Annotated in this window: 16 protein-coding genes; all 16 read left to right on the top strand. The window is 63.4% G+C overall.

The features are described from left to right. The first annotated feature begins 88 nt into the window (after positions 1 to 88). The 16 genes from rpoB to rpmC all read left to right on the top strand — a co-directional run bounded on the left by rpoB (position 89) and on the right by rpmC (position 18,313). Positions 89 to 4,243 (top strand): DNA-directed RNA polymerase subunit beta, encoded by a 4,155-nt coding sequence (gene rpoB / locus ACVOMM_RS15110; protein WP_053519955.1) that lies wholly within the window; start codon positions 89 to 91, stop codon positions 4,241 to 4,243. Positions 4,244 to 4,332: 89 nt separating this feature from the next. Next, on the top strand, positions 4,333 to 8,556 hold the full coding sequence (gene rpoC / locus ACVOMM_RS15105) for a DNA-directed RNA polymerase subunit beta' (RefSeq protein WP_053519956.1): 4,224 nt from the start codon (positions 4,333 to 4,335) through the stop codon (positions 8,554 to 8,556). Positions 8,557 to 8,889: 333 nt separating this feature from the next. Next, positions 8,890 to 9,264 (top strand): 30S ribosomal protein S12, encoded by a 375-nt coding sequence (gene rpsL, locus ACVOMM_RS15100; protein WP_004145320.1) that lies wholly within the window; start codon positions 8,890 to 8,892, stop codon positions 9,262 to 9,264. Between the two features lie 12 nt (positions 9,265 to 9,276). Further along, entirely contained in the window at positions 9,277 to 9,750 is a 474-nt protein-coding gene (rpsG, locus tag ACVOMM_RS15095) for a 30S ribosomal protein S7 (protein WP_053519957.1), read from the top strand. Positions 9,751 to 9,888: 138 nt separating this feature from the next. Further along, a complete protein-coding gene (gene fusA / locus ACVOMM_RS15090) occupies positions 9,889 to 12,030 on the top strand; it encodes an elongation factor G (protein ID WP_049470847.1) in 2,142 nt (713 codons plus the stop codon). A 52-nt stretch (positions 12,031 to 12,082) separates the two neighbouring features. Continuing rightward, positions 12,083 to 13,273 (top strand): elongation factor Tu, encoded by a 1,191-nt coding sequence (gene tuf, locus ACVOMM_RS15085; protein ID WP_065176003.1) that lies wholly within the window; start codon positions 12,083 to 12,085, stop codon positions 13,271 to 13,273. Between the two features lie 333 nt (positions 13,274 to 13,606). Then, complete coding sequence (gene rpsJ, locus ACVOMM_RS15080) at positions 13,607 to 13,918, top strand: 30S ribosomal protein S10 (protein ID WP_005408208.1); 312 nt, start codon at positions 13,607 to 13,609, stop codon at positions 13,916 to 13,918. A gap of 11 nt (positions 13,919 to 13,929) precedes the next feature. After that, complete coding sequence (gene rplC, locus ACVOMM_RS15075) at positions 13,930 to 14,580, top strand: 50S ribosomal protein L3 (protein ID WP_004145336.1); 651 nt, start codon at positions 13,930 to 13,932, stop codon at positions 14,578 to 14,580. Between the two features lie 12 nt (positions 14,581 to 14,592). Further along, positions 14,593 to 15,198, top strand: coding sequence for a 50S ribosomal protein L4 (gene rplD / locus ACVOMM_RS15070; protein ID WP_053519740.1), 606 nt, complete (start codon positions 14,593 to 14,595; stop codon positions 15,196 to 15,198). Continuing rightward, positions 15,195 to 15,494: a 50S ribosomal protein L23 gene (gene rplW / locus ACVOMM_RS15065; protein ID WP_004145338.1), complete on the top strand. Its 300-nt coding sequence runs from the start codon at positions 15,195 to 15,197 to the stop codon at positions 15,492 to 15,494. The genes rplD and rplW overlap by 4 nt, the downstream gene beginning before the upstream one ends. A 10-nt stretch (positions 15,495 to 15,504) precedes the next feature. Further along, entirely contained in the window at positions 15,505 to 16,332 is an 828-nt protein-coding gene (gene rplB / locus ACVOMM_RS15060) for a 50S ribosomal protein L2 (protein WP_065182869.1), read from the top strand. Positions 16,333 to 16,338: 6 nt separating this feature from the next. Beyond that, positions 16,339 to 16,608, top strand: coding sequence for a 30S ribosomal protein S19 (gene rpsS / locus ACVOMM_RS15055; RefSeq protein WP_005415413.1), 270 nt, complete (start codon positions 16,339 to 16,341; stop codon positions 16,606 to 16,608). Positions 16,609 to 16,620: 12 nt separating this feature from the next. Next, positions 16,621 to 16,956, top strand: coding sequence for a 50S ribosomal protein L22 (rplV, locus tag ACVOMM_RS15050; RefSeq protein WP_080375339.1), 336 nt, complete (start codon positions 16,621 to 16,623; stop codon positions 16,954 to 16,956). Between the two features lie 18 nt (positions 16,957 to 16,974). Beyond that, a complete protein-coding gene (rpsC, locus tag ACVOMM_RS15045; RefSeq protein WP_004145350.1) occupies positions 16,975 to 17,709 on the top strand; it encodes a 30S ribosomal protein S3 in 735 nt (244 codons plus the stop codon). A 5-nt stretch (positions 17,710 to 17,714) separates the two neighbouring features. Next, the gene (rplP, locus tag ACVOMM_RS15040) at positions 17,715 to 18,128 is read left to right on the top strand and encodes a 50S ribosomal protein L16 (protein WP_053519743.1); all 414 of its coding nucleotides are present in this window, start codon (positions 17,715 to 17,717) and stop codon (positions 18,126 to 18,128) included. Further along, complete coding sequence (rpmC, locus tag ACVOMM_RS15035; RefSeq protein WP_004154487.1) at positions 18,128 to 18,313, top strand: 50S ribosomal protein L29; 186 nt, start codon at positions 18,128 to 18,130, stop codon at positions 18,311 to 18,313. The genes rplP and rpmC overlap by 1 nt, the downstream gene beginning before the upstream one ends. Positions 18,314 to 18,320: the final 7 nt, after the last annotated feature.

Here is an 18,320-nt window from a genome sequence, read left to right as displayed (position 1 = left end):
CGGCAATACCAGCGACTTCCAACTGACAATTTCAAAGTTCCCTTCAGGGTCGTGGACGCACGGCCCGCACAACAAGGTGGAAGACCTCATGACGTCCTATTCGTTCACCGAAAAGAAGCGTATCCGCAAGGATTTCGGCAAGCAGCGCTCGATTCTCGAAGTGCCGTTCCTGCTCGCGATCCAGGTGGATTCCTACCGTGATTTCCTGCAGGAGAACATCGATCCGGCCAAGCGTGCCGATCATGGCCTGCACGCCGCGCTGAAGTCAGTCTTCCCGATCGCCAGCTACAGCGGCAATGCCGCCCTGGAGTACGTCGGCTACAAGCTGGGCGAGCCGGTCTTCGACGAACGTGAATGCCGCCAGCGCGGCATGAGCTACGGCGCCCCGCTGCGCGTGACCGTGCGCCTGGTGATCTACGACCGCGAGTCGTCGACCAAGGCCATCAAGTACGTGAAGGAGCAGGAGGTCTATCTGGGCGAAATCCCGCTGATGACCGAGAACGGCACCTTCATCGTCAACGGCACCGAGCGCGTCATCGTCTCGCAGCTGCACCGCTCGCCGGGCGTGTTCTTCGACCACGACCGCGGCAAGACCCACAGCTCGGGCAAGCTGTTGTACAGCGCCCGCATCATTCCCTACCGCGGCTCCTGGCTGGACTTCGAGTTCGACCCGAAGGACGCGCTGTTCACCCGTATCGACCGCCGCCGCAAGCTGCCGGTGTCGATCCTGCTGCGCGCGCTTGGCTACAGCAACGAAGAGATGCTGGCCGAGTTCTTCGAGATCAACACCTTCCACATCAACCCGGATGAAGGCGTCCAGCTGGAGCTGGTGCCGGAGCGCCTGCGTGGCGAAACCCTGGGCTTCGACCTCGCCGACGGCGACAAGGTCATCGTGGAAGCCGGCAAGCGCATCACCGCGCGCCACATCAAGCAGCTGGAAGCCTCGGGCATTGCGGCCCTGGCCGTGCCGGACGACTACCTGGTCGGCCGCATCCTGTCGCACGACGTGGTTGATGCCTCGACCGGCGAACTGCTGGCCCAGGCCAATGACGAGATCAGCGAAGAGCAGCTGCAGAACTTCCGCAAGGCAGGCGTCGATGCGGTTGGTACCCTGTGGGTGAACGACCTGGATCGTGGTCCGTACCTGTCCAACACCCTGCGCATCGATCCGACCAAGACCCAGCTGGAAGCACTGGTCGAGATCTACCGCATGATGCGTCCGGGCGAGCCGCCGACCAAGGACGCCGCGCAGAACCTGTTCCACAACCTGTTCTTCACCTTCGAGCGCTACGACCTGTCCGCGGTCGGCCGCATGAAGTTCAACCGTCGCGTGGGCCGCAAGGAAACCACCGGCGAAGCCGTGCTGTACGACAGCAAGTACTTCGGTGAGCGCAACGACGAAGAGTCCAAGCGCCTGGTCGCTGCCCATGGCGACAGCTCCGACATCCTGGACGTGATCAAGGTCCTGACCGAGATCCGCAATGGTCGCGGCGTGGTCGACGACATCGATCACTTGGGCAACCGTCGCGTGCGTTCGGTCGGTGAAATGGCCGAGAACGTGTTCCGCGTCGGCCTGGTCCGCGTCGAGCGCGCGGTCAAGGAACGCCTGTCGATGGCCGAGTCCGAAGGCCTGACGCCGCAGGAACTGATCAACGCCAAGCCGGTCGCTGCCGCCATCAAGGAGTTCTTCGGCTCCTCGCAGCTGTCGCAGTTCATGGATCAGAACAACCCGCTGTCGGAAGTGACCCACAAGCGTCGCGTCTCGGCCCTGGGCCCGGGCGGCCTGACCCGTGAGCGCGCCGGCTTCGAAGTGCGCGACGTGCACCCGACCCACTACGGCCGCGTCTGCACCATCGAAACGCCGGAAGGCCCGAACATCGGCCTGATCAACTCGCTGGCCGTGTACGCCCGCACCAACCAGTACGGTTTCCTCGAGACCCCGTACCGCAAGGTCGTGGACGGCAAGGTCTCCGACGAGATCGAGTTCCTGTCGGCGATCGAGGAAAACGAGTACGTCATCGCCCAGGCCAACGCCCTGACCGATGCCAAGAGCATGCTGACCGAGCAGTTCGTGCCGTGCCGCTACCAGGGCGAGTCGCTGCTGAAGCCGCCGGCGGAGGTCCACTTCATGGACGTCTCGCCGATGCAGACCGTGTCGATCGCGGCCGCGCTGGTGCCGTTCCTGGAGCACGATGACGCCAACCGCGCACTGATGGGCGCGAACATGCAGCGTCAGGCCGTGCCGACCCTGCGTTCGCAGAAGCCGCTGGTCGGCACCGGCATTGAGCGCGCCGTGGCGCGTGACTCCGGTGTGACCGTGAACGCCCGTCGTGGCGGTGAGATCGTGCAGATCGACGCCGCCCGCATCGTGGTCAAGGTGGTCGAGGAAGAGATCGTCGGTGCCACCGACGCCGGCGTCGACATCTACAACCTGGTCAAGTACACCCGTTCCAACCAGAACACCTGCATCAACCAGCGTCCGCTGGTCCAGGTGGGTGACGTCATCGCCCGCGGCGACGTGCTCGCCGACGGTCCGTCCACCGACATCGGCGAACTGGCCCTGGGCCAGAACATGCTGATCGCGTTCATGCCGTGGAACGGCTACAACTTCGAAGACTCCATCCTGCTCTCCGAGCGCGTGGTGGAAGAGGATCGCTACACCACGATCCACATCGAAGAGCTGACCTGCGTCGCGCGCGACACCAAGCTGGGGCCGGAGGAAATCTCCGCCGACATCCCGAACGTTTCCGAGCAGGCGCTGAACCGCCTGGACGAGAGCGGCGTGGTGTACATCGGTGCGGAAGTCCGCGCCGGCGACATCCTGGTCGGCAAGGTCACGCCGAAGGGCGAGAGCCAGCTGACCCCGGAAGAGAAGCTGCTGCGCGCGATCTTCGGCGAGAAGGCTTCGGACGTTAAGGACAGCTCGCTGCGCGTTCCGCCGGGCATGGACGGCACCGTCATCGACGTGCAGGTCTTCACCCGCGACGGCATCGAGAAGGACAAGCGTGCGCGCCAGATCGAAGAGTCGGAAATCAAGCGCGTCAAGAAGGACTTCGACGACCAGTTCCGCATCCTGGAAGCCGCCATCTACATGCGTCTGCGTTCGCAGATCGTCGGCAAGGTGGTCAACGGCGGTGCCGGCCTGAAGAAGGGTGACGTCATCACCGACGCGTACCTGGACGGCCTGAAGAAGGCTGACTGGTTCGTGCTGCGCATGAAGGACGAGGACGCTTCGGAAGCCATCGAGCGCGCCCAGAAGCAGATCCAGGCGCACGAGAAGGAATTTGAGCGTCGCTTCGCCGACAAGCGCGGCAAGATCACCGCAGGCGACGACCTGGCTCCGGGCGTGCTGAAGATGGTCAAGGTGTTCCTGGCCGTGAAGCGCCGCATCCAGCCGGGCGACAAGATGGCGGGTCGCCACGGCAACAAGGGTGTGGTGTCCAACGTGGTGCCGGTCGAGGACATGCCGTACATGGCCTCGGGCGAAACCGTGGACATCGTGCTGAACCCGCTGGGCGTGCCGTCGCGTATGAACATCGGCCAGATCCTGGAAGTGCACCTGGGCTGGGCCGCCAAGGGCCTGGGCCGCAAGATCCAGGCAATGCTGGAAGCCCAGGCGGCCGTTGCCGACCTGCGCCGGTTCCTGGACGACATCTACAACCACGATGACACCAACGTGGCCAACCGTGTCGACCTGTCGCAGTTCAGCGACGAGGAGCTGCTGCGCCTGGCCCGTAACCTCACCGACGGCGTGCCGATGGCCACCCCGGTGTTCGACGGTGCCACCGAAGCGGAAATCAAGCGCATGCTGGAACTGGCCGATCTGCCGAGCAGTGGCCAGACCCAGCTGTACGACGGCCGCACCGGTGAAGCGTTCGATCGCCACACCACCGTGGGTTACATGCACTACCTGAAGCTGAACCACCTGGTCGACGACAAGATGCACGCGCGTTCGACCGGTCCGTACTCGCTCGTTACCCAGCAGCCGCTGGGCGGCAAGGCGCAGTTCGGTGGTCAGCGCTTCGGTGAAATGGAAGTCTGGGCGCTGGAAGCCTACGGCGCGGCCTACACCCTGCAGGAAATGCTGACGGTGAAGTCCGATGACGTGCAGGGCCGCAACCAGATGTACAAGAACATCGTCGACGGTGAGCACGAGATGGTCGCGGGCATGCCGGAATCCTTCAACGTGCTCGTGAAGGAAATCCGCTCGCTGGCCATCAACATGGAACTGGAAGACAACTGATCCATGCCGGCGCGGCGGCTCTCTCCGCCGCGCCGCTGGCAGTGACCTGAAAGCCCATCGACACAGCATTCCTCCTTCTGGAGAACACCATGAAAGACCTGCTCAATCTCTTCAACCAGCAGCGCCAGACGCTGGACTTCGACGCGATCAAGATCGCGCTGGCTTCGCCGGACCTGATCCGCTCGTGGTCCTTCGGCGAAGTGAAGAAGCCGGAAACCATCAATTACCGTACCTTCAAGCCGGAACGCGACGGCCTGTTCTGCGCCGCCATCTTCGGCCCGGTCAAGGACTACGAGTGCCTGTGCGGCAAGTACAAGCGCATGAAGCACCGCGGCGTGGTCTGCGAGAAGTGCGGCACTGAAGTGACCTTGGCCAAGGTGCGCCGCGAGCGCATGGGCCACATCGACCTGGCCTCGCCGGTCGCGCACATCTGGTTCCTCAAGTCGCTGCCGTCGCGCATCGGCCTGATGCTGGACATGACCCTGCGCGACATCGAGCGCGTGCTGTACTTCGAAGCCTACGTGGTGACCGAGCCGGGCCTGACCGCCCTGGAGCGCCGCCAGCTGCTGACCGAAGAACAGTACCTGCAGGCCCGCCAGGAGCACGGTGACGACTTCGACGCCGCCATGGGCGCCGAGGCCGTGTACGAACTGCTGCGCACGATCGACCTGCAGTCGGAGATGACCCGCCTGCGCGAGGAGATCGCCGCGACCGGTTCGGAAACCAAGCTGAAGCGACTGACCAAGCGCATCAAGCTGATCGAGGCCTTCCTGGAGTCGGGCAACCGTCCGGAATGGATGGTGATGACCGTGCTGCCGGTGCTGCCGCCGGACCTGCGTCCGCTGGTGCCGCTGGACGGTGGCCGCTTCGCGACCTCGGACCTGAACGACCTGTACCGTCGCGTCATCAACCGCAACAACCGCCTGCGCCGCCTGCTCGAACTGAGCGCGCCGGACATCATCGTGCGCAATGAAAAGCGCATGCTGCAGGAATCGGTCGATGCGCTGCTGGACAACGGTCGCCGTGGCCGTGCCATCACCGGCACCAACAAGCGCCCGCTGAAGTCGCTGGCCGACATGATCAAGGGCAAGCAGGGTCGCTTCCGTCAGAACCTGCTGGGCAAGCGCGTGGACTACTCGGGCCGTTCGGTCATCGTGGTCGGTCCGTACCTGCGCCTGCACCAGTGCGGCCTGCCGAAGAAGATGGCGCTGGAGCTGTTCAAGCCGTTCGTGTTCGCCAAGCTGCAGCGTCGTGGCCTGGCCACCACCATCAAGGCCGCCAAGAAGCTGGTCGAGCGCGAAGAAGCCGAAGTCTGGGACATCCTGGAAGAGGTCATCCGCGAGCATCCGGTGATGCTGAACCGCGCGCCGACCCTGCACCGTCTGGGCATCCAGGCGTTCGAGCCGGTGCTGATCGAAGGCAAGGCCATCCAGCTGCATCCGCTGGTCTGCACCGCGTTCAACGCCGACTTCGACGGTGACCAGATGGCCGTCCACGTGCCGCTCTCGCTGGAAGCCCAGCTGGAAGCGCGTGCGCTGATGATGTCGACCAACAACATCCTGTCGCCGGCCAACGGCGAGCCGATCATCGTGCCGTCGCAGGACGTCGTGCTGGGTCTGTACTACATGACCCGCTCGCTGGAAAACAAGAAGGGCGAGGGCATGGCCTTCGCCAACATCGCCGAAGTCAAGCGCGCCTACGACAACCGCGTGGTGGAACTGCACGCCAAGGTCAAGGTCCGCATCACCGAAGTGGTGACCGACGAGGAAGGCAACAAGCAGAACAAGACCTCGATCGTGGATACCACGATCGGTCGCGCCCTGCTGGCTGAAATCCTGCCGGAAGGCCTGCCGTTCGCGCTGGCCAACACCGAGCTGACCAAGAAGAACATCTCGCGCCTGATCAACTCCAGCTACCGTCAGCTGGGTCTGAAGGACACGGTCGTGTTCGCCGACAAGCTGATGTACACCGGCTTCGCCTACGCAACCCGCGCCGGCGTGTCGATCGGTATCGACGACATGCTGATCCCGGACGAAAAGCGCGGCATCCTCACCGAGGCCGAAGCCGAAGTGCTGGAAATCCAGGAGCAGTACCAGTCGGGTCTGGTCACCGCTGGCGAGCGCTACAACAAGGTGGTCGACATCTGGTCGCGCACCAACGAGCGCATCGCCAAGGCGATGATGGACACCATCGGTACCGAGAAGGTCGTCAATGCCAAGGGTGAGACCATCGATCAGAAGTCGATGAACTCGCTGTACATCATGGCCGACTCCGGTGCACGAGGCAGCCAGGCGCAGATCCGTCAGCTGGCCGGCATGCGCGGCCTGATGGCCCGCCCGGACGGCTCGATCATCGAGACGCCCATCAAGGCGAACTTCCGCGAAGGCCTGAACGTGCAGGAGTACTTCAACTCCACCCACGGTGCCCGTAAGGGTCTGGCCGATACCGCGCTGAAGACCGCGAACTCGGGTTACCTGACCCGTCGACTGGTCGACGTGGCGCAGGACGTGGTGATCACCGAGGTGGATTGCGGTACCACCGAAGGCCTGATCATGACCCCGATCGTGGAAGGCGGTGACGTGGTCGAGCCGCTGAAGGACCGCGTGCTGGGTCGCGTGGTTGCCGAGGACGTGTTCCTGCCGGGCAACGACGAAGATCCGATCGTCACCCGCAACACCCTGCTGGACGAGCAGTGGGTCGCCAAGCTGGAAGATGCCGGCGTGCAGAGCATCAAGGTGCGTTCGACGATTTCGTGCGAATCGGCCTTCGGTGTCTGCGCTCGCTGCTACGGCCGCGATCTGGCCCGTGGCCATCTGGTCAACATCGGTGAAGCGGTCGGCGTCATCGCCGCCCAGTCCATCGGTGAGCCGGGTACCCAGCTGACCATGCGTACCTTCCACATCGGTGGTGCGGCGTCGCGAGCTGCTGCGGTCGACAACATCACCGTCAAGACCACCGGCTCGGTCAAGTTCAGCAACCTCAAGTCGGTCGAGCATGCCAACGGCTCGCTGGTGGCAGTGTCGCGCTCGGGCGAAATCTCGGTGCTCGATGCCCACGGCCGTGAGCGTGAGCGTTACAAGCTGCCGTACGGTGCGACCATCACGTCCAAGGACGGCGATGCGATCAAGGCTGGCCAGACCGTGGCCAACTGGGATCCGCATAACCACCCGATCGTGTCGGAAGTGGCCGGCTTCATCCGCTTCATCGATTTCGTCGACGGCATCACCGTCATCGAGAAGACCGACGAGCTGACCGGCCTGGCCTCGCGCGAAATCACCGATCCGAAGCGTCGTGGTACCCAGGCCAAGGACCTGCGCCCGATCGTGCGCATCGTCGACGCCAAGGGCAACGACCTGTCGATCCCGGGCACCGATCTGCCGGCGCAGTACCTGCTGCCGCCGCGCTCGATCGTCAACCTGCAGGATGGCGCCCCGGTGGGCGTGGGCGACGTCGTCGCCAAGATCCCGCAGGAAGCCTCGAAGACCCGCGACATCACCGGTGGTCTGCCGCGCGTGGCCGACCTCTTCGAAGCGCGCAAGCCGAAGGATCCGGCGGTGCTGGCCGAGCGTTCGGGCATCATCAGCTTCGGCAAGGACACCAAGGGCAAGCAGCGCCTGATCATCAAGGACACCGATGGTTCGGAGCACGAAGAGCTGATTCCGAAGTACCGCCAGGTCATCGTGTTCGAAGGCGAGCATGTCACCAAGGGTGAAACCATCGTGGACGGCGAGCCGAGCCCGCAGGACATCCTGCGCCTGCTGGGTGTCGAACCGCTGGCGGCCTACCTGGTCAAGGAAATCCAGGACGTGTACCGCCTGCAGGGCGTGAAGATCAACGACAAGCACATCGAGGTGATCACCCGCCAGATGCTGCGCAAGGTCGAGATCACCGATCAGGGCAGCAGCAAGTTCCTGAACGGCGAGCAGGTCGAACGCCAGCGCGTTATCGAGGAGAATGCCCGCCTGTCGACCCGCAACGAGCTGCCGGCGCGGTTCGATCCGGTCCTGCTGGGCATCACCAAGGCCTCGCTGGCCACCGAGTCGTTCATCTCGGCGGCGTCGTTCCAGGAGACCACCCGCGTGCTGACCGAAGCGGCCGTGCGCGGCACCTCGGACAACCTGCGTGGCCTGAAGGAAAACGTCATCGTCGGCCGTCTGATTCCGGCCGGTACCGGTCTGGCGTACCACAGCCAGCGCCGTCGTGGCGCGTCCGGCCTCACCGAGTCGGAGATGCAGACCCTGGCCGGCACCCCGGCGGCGGTCGAGGCTCCGGCAGTGGAAGCCGAGACCGAACAGGCTGCGGGCGAGGAATGAGGTGACCGGTCCGGCCGCAAGGCCGGACCCACCTTTGCGGTAACGCCCGGGGACATGCCCGGGCGGGCTTGAAGGGCAGGGCGGCGCAGGCCGTCCGACCTGGCTGTAGCGGCAGGCGGCTCCATCCGTGGAGGGCCGGTCGAACCTGAACGGGGTACATGGAGGCCCCCCAGTAACGTTCCGGGATCAGGGACGGGCTTGACAGGACGCGTTTGACGTCGTTCCTGGCAGGTTGCTACAATCGTCTGTCTCAGCAGGCCAGAATTTTGGCCTGCTTTAACATTTCCGCATCTCTGGCCGGATTTTCCGGCCACCAATCAGAAGAACCTACTGATGGCGACGATCAACCAGCTGGTCCGCAAGCCGCGGCAAGCGACCACCTACAAGAGTGCCTCGCCGGCGCTCGACAAGTGCCCGCAGCGCCGTGGCGTCTGCACCCGTGTCTACACCACCACTCCGAAGAAGCCGAACTCGGCCCTTCGCAAGGTTGCCAAGGTCCGCCTGACCAACCAGGAAGAAGTGATTTCCTACATCGGTGGTGAAGGCCACAACCTGCAGGAGCACTCCGTGGTCCTGATCCGCGGCGGTCGCGTCAAGGACCTGCCGGGTGTGCGTTACCACACCGTTCGTGGCTCGCTCGACGCCGCCGGCGTTGCCAAGCGTCGCCAGGCCCGTTCCAAGTACGGCGCCAAGCGTCCGAAGGCCTAAGGAGAGAGCACTATGTCGCGTAAGGGTAATACTCCGCAGCGTTCCGTCCTGCCCGATCCGAAGCACGGAAGCGAAACCATCGCCCGCTTCATCAACATGGTCATGCAGAGCGGCAAGAAGTCCGTCGCCGAAAAGATCGTGTACGGCGCCATGGACGTGATCACCGAGAAGAACAGCAGCGCCAACGCCATCGAGCTGGTGCAGAAGGCGCTGGACAACGTCGCTCCGGCGGTCGAAGTCAAGTCGCGTCGCGTCGGCGGTGCCACCTACCAGGTGCCGGTCGAAGTGCGTGCCTCGCGCAAGATGGCTCTGGCCATGCGCTGGCTGATCGACTCCGCGCGCAAGCGTGGTGAGAACACCATGCCGAAGAAGCTGGCTGCTGAACTGATCGACGCCTCGGAAAACCGTGGTGGCGCCATCAAGAAGCGCGAAGAAACCCACCGCATGGCCGAAGCCAACAAGGCATTCGCCCACTACCGCTGGTGAGTTTGACGGCCTTGCAAAACAGGCAGGGCAGCACCACCTAGGTGCTGCCTCGCGGTCCCAGAAGGACTGCGCCAACCCGAAGGCCGCCGAAAGGCGGCGTTCGGCCATCCGAAATCCAAGAAATCTGAGAGGCTCCCCGTGGCCCGTTCCACTCCCATCGAGCGTTACCGTAACTTCGGCATCATGGCTCACATCGATGCCGGCAAGACCACCACGTCCGAGCGCATCCTGTTCTACACCGGCAAGAGCCACAAGATCGGTGAAGTGCATGACGGCGCCGCCACCATGGACTGGATGGAGCAGGAGCAGGAGCGTGGCATCACGATCCAGTCCGCTGCCACCACCGCGTTCTGGAAGGGCATGGACAAGTCCCTGCCGGAGCATCGCTTCAACATCATCGACACCCCCGGGCACGTCGACTTCACCATCGAAGTGGAGCGCTCGCTGCGCGTGCTCGACGGTGCGGTGTTCGTGCTGTGTGCCGTCGGTGGCGTGCAGCCGCAGTCGGAAACCGTGTGGCGCCAGGCCAACAAGTACCACGTGCCGCGCATCGCGTTCGTCAACAAGATGGACCGTACCGGTGCCAACTTCCAGAAGGTCGTCGGCCAGCTGAAGGCCAAGCTGGGCGCGGTTGCCGTGCCGATGCAGCTGCCGATCGGCGCTGAAGACAACTTCAAGGGCGTCGTCGACCTGCTGAAGATGAAAGCCATCCACTGGGATGAAGCCTCGCAGGGCATGAAGTTCGAGTACAGCGACATCCCGGCTGAACTGCAGGCGGCTGCTGAAGAAGCACGCCAGTTCATGGTCGAGACCGCTGCCGAAGCCAGCGAAGAGCTGATGGAGAAGTACCTGGGCGGCGAAGAGCTGGCCGAGGCTGAAATCATCAACGCGCTGCGTACCCGCACCCTGGCCACCGAGATCGTGCCGATGTACTGCGGCTCGGCGTTCAAGAACAAGGGCGTGCAGGCCATGCTGGACGGCGTGATCCAGCTGCTGCCGTCGCCGGTCGATGTGCCGGACGTGAAGGGCGTGGACGTCGACGACGATACCGTCGAGATGACCCGCAAGTCGGACGACAAGGCGCCGTTCTCGTCGCTGGCCTTCAAGATCATCACCGACCCGTTCGTCGGCGCGCTGACCTTCTTCCGCGTCTACTCGGGCACGCTGAACGGTGGTGACACCGTGCTGAACTCGGTGAAGGGCAAGAAGGAGCGCATCGGCCGCATCCTGCAGATGCACTCGAACAACCGCGAGGAAATCAAGGAAGTTCTGGCGGGTGACATCGCTGCGGCCGTGGGCCTGAAGGACACCACCACCGGTGACACCCTGTGCGCCGTGGACGCCCCGATCATCCTGGAGCGCATGACGTTCCCGGAGCCGGTGATCTCGATGGCCGTCGAGCCGAAGACCAAGTCGGACCAGGAAAAGATGGGTCTGGCCCTGGGTCGTCTGGCGCAGGAAGATCCGTCGTTCCGCGTCAAGACCGACGAAGAATCCGGCCAGACCATCATCTCCGGCATGGGCGAGCTGCACCTGGACATCATCGTCGACCGCCTGAAGCGCGAGTTCAACGTTGAAGCCAACGTCGGTGCGCCGCAGGTGGCCTACCGCGAAACGATCACCCTGGCCGACGTCAAGTCGGACTACAAGCACGCCAAGCAGTCCGGTGGTAAGGGTCAGTACGGTCACGTCGTGATCGAGCTGTCGCCGATCACCGCTGAAGACCGTGCCGATCCGAAGCTGGCTCCGGCCATCAAGGACGACTTCCTGTTCATCAACGACATCACCGGCGGCGTGATCCCGAAGGAATTCATTCCGTCGGTCGAGAAGGGCCTGCGCGAAACCATCACCAGCGGCCCGCTGGCTGGCTTCCCGGTCGTGGATGTCAAGGTGAAGCTGGTGTTCGGTTCGTACCACGACGTCGACTCCTCGGAAATGGCGTTCAAGCTGGCTTCGTCGATGGCCTTCAAGCAGGGCTTCGCCAAGGCCAAGCCGGTGCTGCTGGAGCCGATCATGAAGGTCGAGATCGTGACCCCGGAGGATTACCAGGGTGACGTGATGGGCGACGTCAGCCGTCGTCGCGGCGTGCTGCAGGGTTCCGACACCACCGGTGACGGTTCGGCCAGCATCATCAACGCGATGATCCCGCTGGGTGAAATGTTCGGCTACGCCACTGCGCTGCGTTCGCAGACCCAGGGCCGCGCCACCTTCACCATGGAATTCGATCACTACGAGCCGGCTCCGACCAACATCGCCGAAGCCGTCATGAAGAAGGGCTGAGCCTCGCTCAGCCTCTCTTGAAACCACTTACGAACAATCAAGGTATATAACAATGGCAAAGGGTAAGTTCGAGCGCACCAAGCCGCACGTCAACGTCGGCACCATCGGTCACGTCGACCACGGCAAGACCACGCTGACCGCCGCGCTGACCAAGATCGGCGCCGAGCGCTTCGGTGGCGAGTTCAAGGCGTATGACGCCATCGACGCCGCACCGGAAGAAAAGGCTCGTGGCATCACGATCTCGACCGCGCACGTCGAATACGAATCCCCGACCCGTCACTACGCCCACGTTGACTGCCCGGGCCACGCTGACTACGTCAAGAACATGATCACCGGTGCCGCCCAGATGGACGGCGCGATCCTGGTGTGCTCGGCCGCTGACGGCCCGATGCCGCAGACCCGCGAGCACATCCTGCTGTCGCGTCAGGTCGGCGTGCCGTACATCGTGGTGTTCCTGAACAAGGCTGACATGGTCGACGACGCCGAGCTGCTCGAGCTGGTCGAAATGGAAGTGCGCGAACTGCTGAGCAAGTACGAGTTCCCGGGCGACGACACCCCGATCATCTCGGGTTCGGCCCGCCTGGCGCTGGAAGGCGACCAGAGCGAGATCGGCGTGCCGGCGATCCTGAAGCTGGTCGACGCGCTGGACACCTGGATTCCGGAGCCGGAGCGTGCGATCGACAAGCCGTTCCTGATGCCGGTGGAAGACGTGTTCTCGATCTCGGGCCGCGGCACCGTGGTGACCGGTCGTATCGAGCGCGGCGTGATCAAGGTCGGTGACGAAATCGAAATCGTCGGTATCCGTCCGACCCAGAAGACCACCGTGACCGGCGTGGAAATGTTCCGCAAGCTGCTGGACCAGGGCCAGGCAGGCGACAACGCCGGTCTGCTGCTGCGCGGCACCAAGCGTGACGACGTCGAGCGCGGCCAGGTTCTGGCCAAGCCGGGTTCGATCACCCCGCACACCGAGTTCGAAGGCGAAGTGTACGTGCTGTCGAAGGACGAGGGCGGCCGTCACACCCCGTTCTTCAACGGCTACCGCCCGCAGTTCTACTTCCGCACCACCGACATCACCGGCGCTGCCAAGCTGCCGGAAGGCGTGGAAATGGTGATGCCGGGTGACAACGTCAAGATGACCGTGACCCTGATCAACCCGGTCGCGATGGACGAAGGCCTGCGCTTCGCCATCCGCGAAGGTGGCCGCACCGTCGGCGCCGGCGTGGTCTCGAAGATCATCAAGTAATCTGTTAGACTCTGCGCCCCGATGTTGCCTGGGTAGGGCATCGGGGCGTATCAAAATGGGAAAGCAGGCACAGGATGTGCCTTGTGTTCCCCGGACCAGGAAGGGTCAAGGCCATTCAGGCGGCGTCAACAGGAGACTGTTGACAGCTGCCTGGCGTGCCATTATGCTTCTACGTCTGGGCAGGCCGGGAAACTGGTCTGCCTACGTTTTTGAGGTCTACGGATTGACCTTGTCGGCCTGCAGGAGTGCGGGCCGTCCGTATGCAGGAATTTCATGGGGCAAAGCAACCCAGAGGCTTTGTCTGTCGCTCTTTTAACGAAGGAACCTACCGCCATGGCGGACCAAAAGATCCGGATCCGGCTGAAAGCGTTCGATCATCGTCTGATCGACCGTTCGGCCAGCGAGATCGTTGAAACGGCAAAGCGGACCGGCGCGCAAGTGCGTGGCCCGATCCCGCTGCCGACCAAGATCGAGCGTTACACCGTTCTCGTTTCCCCGCACGTCGACAAGGACGCGCGTGACCAGTACGAGACCCGCACGCACAAGCGCGTGCTCGATATCGTTGACCCGAATGACAAGACCGTGGACGCGCTGATGAAGCTCGAACTGGCTGCCGGCGTCGACGTTCAGATCAAGCTGACCTGAGGACTACGACCATGACGAAGAAGTATTCGTTGGGCTTCGTGGGCCGCAAGGCCGGCATGAGCCGCGTGTTCACCGAAGATGGTCGTTCCATCCCGGTGACCCTGATCGAAGCCACCCCGAACCGCATCGCGCAGATCAAGACCGTCGAAACCGACGGCTACAGCGCCGTGCAGGTGACCGTCGGCGCGCGTCGCGCTGCCCTGGTCAACAAGCCTGAAGCCGGCCACTTCGCCAAGGCGAAGGTGGAAGCGGGTCGTGGCCTGTGGGAATTCCGCGTTGAAGACGCGCAGCTCGGCGATTTCGCCGTCGGCGGCGAAGTCAAGGCGGACATCTTCGAAGTCGGCCAGATCGTCGACGTCCAGGGTGTCACCAAGGGTAAGGGTTTCCAGGGCACCATCAAGCGCCACAACTTCCGTATGGGCGATGCAACCCACGGTAACTCGCTGTCGCATCGCGCGCCGGGTTCGCTGGGTCAGCGCCAGACCCCGGGTCGCGTTTTCCCGGGCAAGAAGATGTCGGGCCACATGGGCGCGGTGCAGCAGAGCACCCAGAACCTGGAAGTGGTCAAGGTCGACGTCGAGCGCGGTCTGATTGCGGTTCGCGGCGCCGTTCCTGGCGCGGCGGGTGGCGATGTGATCGTCCGTCCGGCGAGCAAGGCATAAGGAGAGATGACGATGGAACTCGTTATCACGGGTAGCAACAACAAGGTCTCGGTCTCCGACGCCGTGTTCGGTCGCGATTTCAGCGAAGATCTGGTCCACCAGGTCGTCGTTGCTTACCGCAACGCCGGTCGCGCCGGCACCAAGGCACAGAAGACTCGCTCCGAAGTGGCTGGTACCACCAAGAAGTCGAAGAAGCAGAAGGGCGGCGGCGCGCGTCATGGCGCACTGACGGCTCCGATCTTCGTCGGCGGCGGTGTCACCTTCGCGGCCAAGCCGCGCAGCTTCGAGCAGAAGGTCAATCGTAAGCAGTACCGTGCCGCCATGTGCGCGATCCTGTCCGAGCTGAACCGTCAGGGCCGTCTGACCATCGTGGAGGCCTTCGATGTCGAAGCGACCAGCACGAAGGGTCTGATCGCCAAGCTGGCCGGCCTGGAAGTGGGCAAGCGCCCGCTGATCGTCACCGAGGAAGCCTCCGAGCACCTGTACCTGTCCGCCCGCAATCTGCCGTACGTGCAGGTGCGTGACGTGCAGGGCCTGGACCCGGTATCGCTGGTCGGTGCCGACACGGTCGTCATCACCGCTGACGCGGTCAAGAAGGTCGAGGAGTGGCTGGCATGAACAGCAACGAAAAAATCTTCAGCGTGCTGCGTGCCCCGCGTGTCTCCGAAAAGACCGCGCGCCTGCAGGAACTCTCCAACCAGTATGTCTTCGAAGTTTCGAACGAAGCCACCAAGGCCGATGTAAAGGCCGCGGTTGAGCAGCTGTTCGACGTCAAGGTCGAAGCCGTCAACGTGGTCAACGTCAAGGGCAAGAACAAGTCCTTCCGTAACCGTGCTGGCCGCCGCGGCGATTGGCGCAAGGCGTACGTTCGCCTGGCCGATGGCCAGTCGATCGATGTAACGGCCAAGGCCTGAGGTACATCCCATGCCATTGATGAAATTCAAGCCCACTTCCCCCGGCCGCCGTTCGGCCGTGCGCGTGGTTACGCCCGACCTGCACAAGGGTGCTCCGCACGCTGCGCTGGTCGAGTCGCAGAGCCGCTCGGGTGGTCGTAACCACCACGGCCGCATCACCACCCGTCACGTCGGTGGTGGCCACAAGCAGCACTACCGCATCATCGACTTCAAGCGCAACAAGCTGGGCATCCCGGCGCGCGTGGAACGCATCGAATACGATCCGAACCGCACCGCCCATATCGCCCTGCTGTGCTACGTCGACGGCGAGCGTCGCTACATCATCGCCCCGAAGGGTCTGAAGGCCGGTGATCAGGTGATCGCTGGTTCGGATGCCCCGATCAAGGCGGGCAACACCCTGCCGCTGCGCAACATCCCGGTCGGTACCACCATCCACTGCATCGAGCTGAAGCCGGGCAAGGGCGCTCAGATCGCCCGCGCTGCAGGTGCTGCCGTGCAGCTGGTCGCCCGTGAAGGCGTCTACGCCACCCTGCGTCTGCGCTCGGGTGAAATGCGTAAGGTTCCGGTCGAGTGCTGCGCCACCATCGGCGAAGTCGGCAACGACGAGCACAGCCTGGAAAAGCTGGGCAAGGCCGGTGCCAAGCGCTGGCGCGGCGTCCGCCCGACCGTTCGTGGTGCTGCCATGAACCCGGTTGACCACCCGCACGGTGGTGGTGAGGCCAAGGCCGGCCAGGGTAACCCGCATCCGGTCACCCCGTGGGGTGTCCCGACCAAGGGTTACAAGACGCGCCATAACAAGCGCACTCAGCAGTTCATCGTCCGCGATCGTAGGGGCTAATCGACCATGGCACGTTCACTCAAGAAGGGCCCGTTCGTCGATCACCACCTCGTCAAGAAGGTGGAGGCCGCTGCGGGCAGCAAGAAGCCGATCAAGACCTGGTCGCGCCGTTCGATGATCCTGCCTGACATGGTAGGCATCACCATTGCCGTGCATAACGGCAAGAACCACATCCCGGTTCTCGTCAACGAGAACATGGTCGGCCACAAGCTCGGCGAATTTGCCATCACCCGGACCTTCAAGGGTCACGGTGGTGACAAGAAGTCGGGCAAGTAAGGAGAGATGACAATGGAAGCGAAAGCCATCCTGCGCACTGCGCGCATCTCCCCGCAGAAGGCTCGCCTGGTCGCTGACCAGGTGCGCGGTCTGCCGGCCGAACGTGCGGTCAATCTGCTGAAGTTCTCGGACAAGAAGGCTGCCCACCTGATCAAGAAGGTGGTGGAGTCGGCTATTGCCAACGCTGAGAACAACCAGGGCGCCGACGTCGACGAGCTGAAGGTTCAGACCATCATGGTTGATGAAGGTCCGACCCTGAAGCGTTTCATGGCGCGGGCGAAAGGCCGCGGTACCCGCATCCTCAAGCGCACCAGCCACATCACTGTGGTTGTGGGCGCCGGCAAGTAAGCGGATAAGGAAAAGACCATGGGTCATAAAGTTCATCCGATTGGTATCCGTCTCGGTATTTCCAAGGACTGGAACTCCAAGTGGTACGCCAACAAGGCCGAGTTCGCTGGTTACCTGGCAGCCGACCTGAAAGTTCGCGAAATGCTGCGCAAGAAGCTGGCTCAGGCCGGCATCAGCAAGATCCTGATCGAGCGTCCGGCCAAGACCGCGCGCGTGACGATCCACACCGCCCGTCCGGGCGTGGTGATCGGCAAGCGTGGTGAGGACATCGAGAAGCTGCGCAAGGAAGTGAGCGAGATGATGGGCGTTCCGGCGCACATCAACGTCACCGAAGTGCGCAAGCCGGAACTGGACGCGCAGCTCGTTGCCGAGTCGATCGCCCAGCAGCTGGAGCGTCGCATCATGTTCCGCCGCGCAATGAAGCGCTCGGTGGGCAACGCGATGCGCCTGGGTGCCCTGGGCATCAAGGTCAACGTGGGTGGCCGCCTCAACGGTGCTGAAATCGCCCGTTCGGAGTGGTACCGCGAAGGCCGCGTGCCGCTGCACACCCTGCGTGCCGACATCGACTATGGCTTCGCTGAAGCCAAGACGACCTACGGCATCATCGGCATCAAGGTCTGGATCTACAAGGGCGAGGTCTTCGATTTCTCCCAGGTTGGCCAGGAAAAGCAGGACGACACCCCGTCGCGCAACGATCGTCACGATCGCGGCGACCGTGGTGACCGTCAGCGCCCGGCCCGTGAAGCGAGGTAACGACAATGTTGCAACCCAAGCGAACCAAGTACCGCAAGGTACACAAGGGCCGTAACGAAGGCCTGAGCTGGAGCGCCAACGCTGTCAGCTTCGGCGAATACGGCCTGAAGGCAACCGCACACGGTCAGCTGACCGCGCGTCAGATCGAAGCGGCTCGCCGCTCGATCAGCCGCTACGTCAAGCGCGGCGGCAAGATGTGGATCCGCGTGTTCCCCGACAAGCCCATCACCAAGAAGCCCATCGAAGTTCGAATGGGTTCGGGTAAGGGTAACGTGGAATACTGGGTGGCCCAGATCCAGCCCGGCCGCATGATCTATGAAATCGAGGGTGTTTCCGAGGAAGTGGCTCGCGAGGCGTTCCGCCTGGCCGCCGCCAAGCTCTCGGTCACCACCACTTTCGTGACCCGTACGGTGCGCTGATGGATATCAAAACTCTCCGTGAAAAGTCGGCTGACGAACTCAAGGCCCACCTGATCGACCTGCGTAAGGAACAGTTCTCTGTCCGTATGCAGCAGGTCACCGGCCAGCTGCCGAAGACCCACGACATCCGCCGGGTCCGTCGCGAGATTGCTCGCGTCAAGACCCTGCTCGGCAGCACGAAGTAAGGATGGC

The organism is Stenotrophomonas sp. STEN009 (assembly GCF_056760395.1).
Note: the sequence above shows the minus strand (reverse complement) of the source record. Positions and strands in the feature narration are given on the sequence as shown.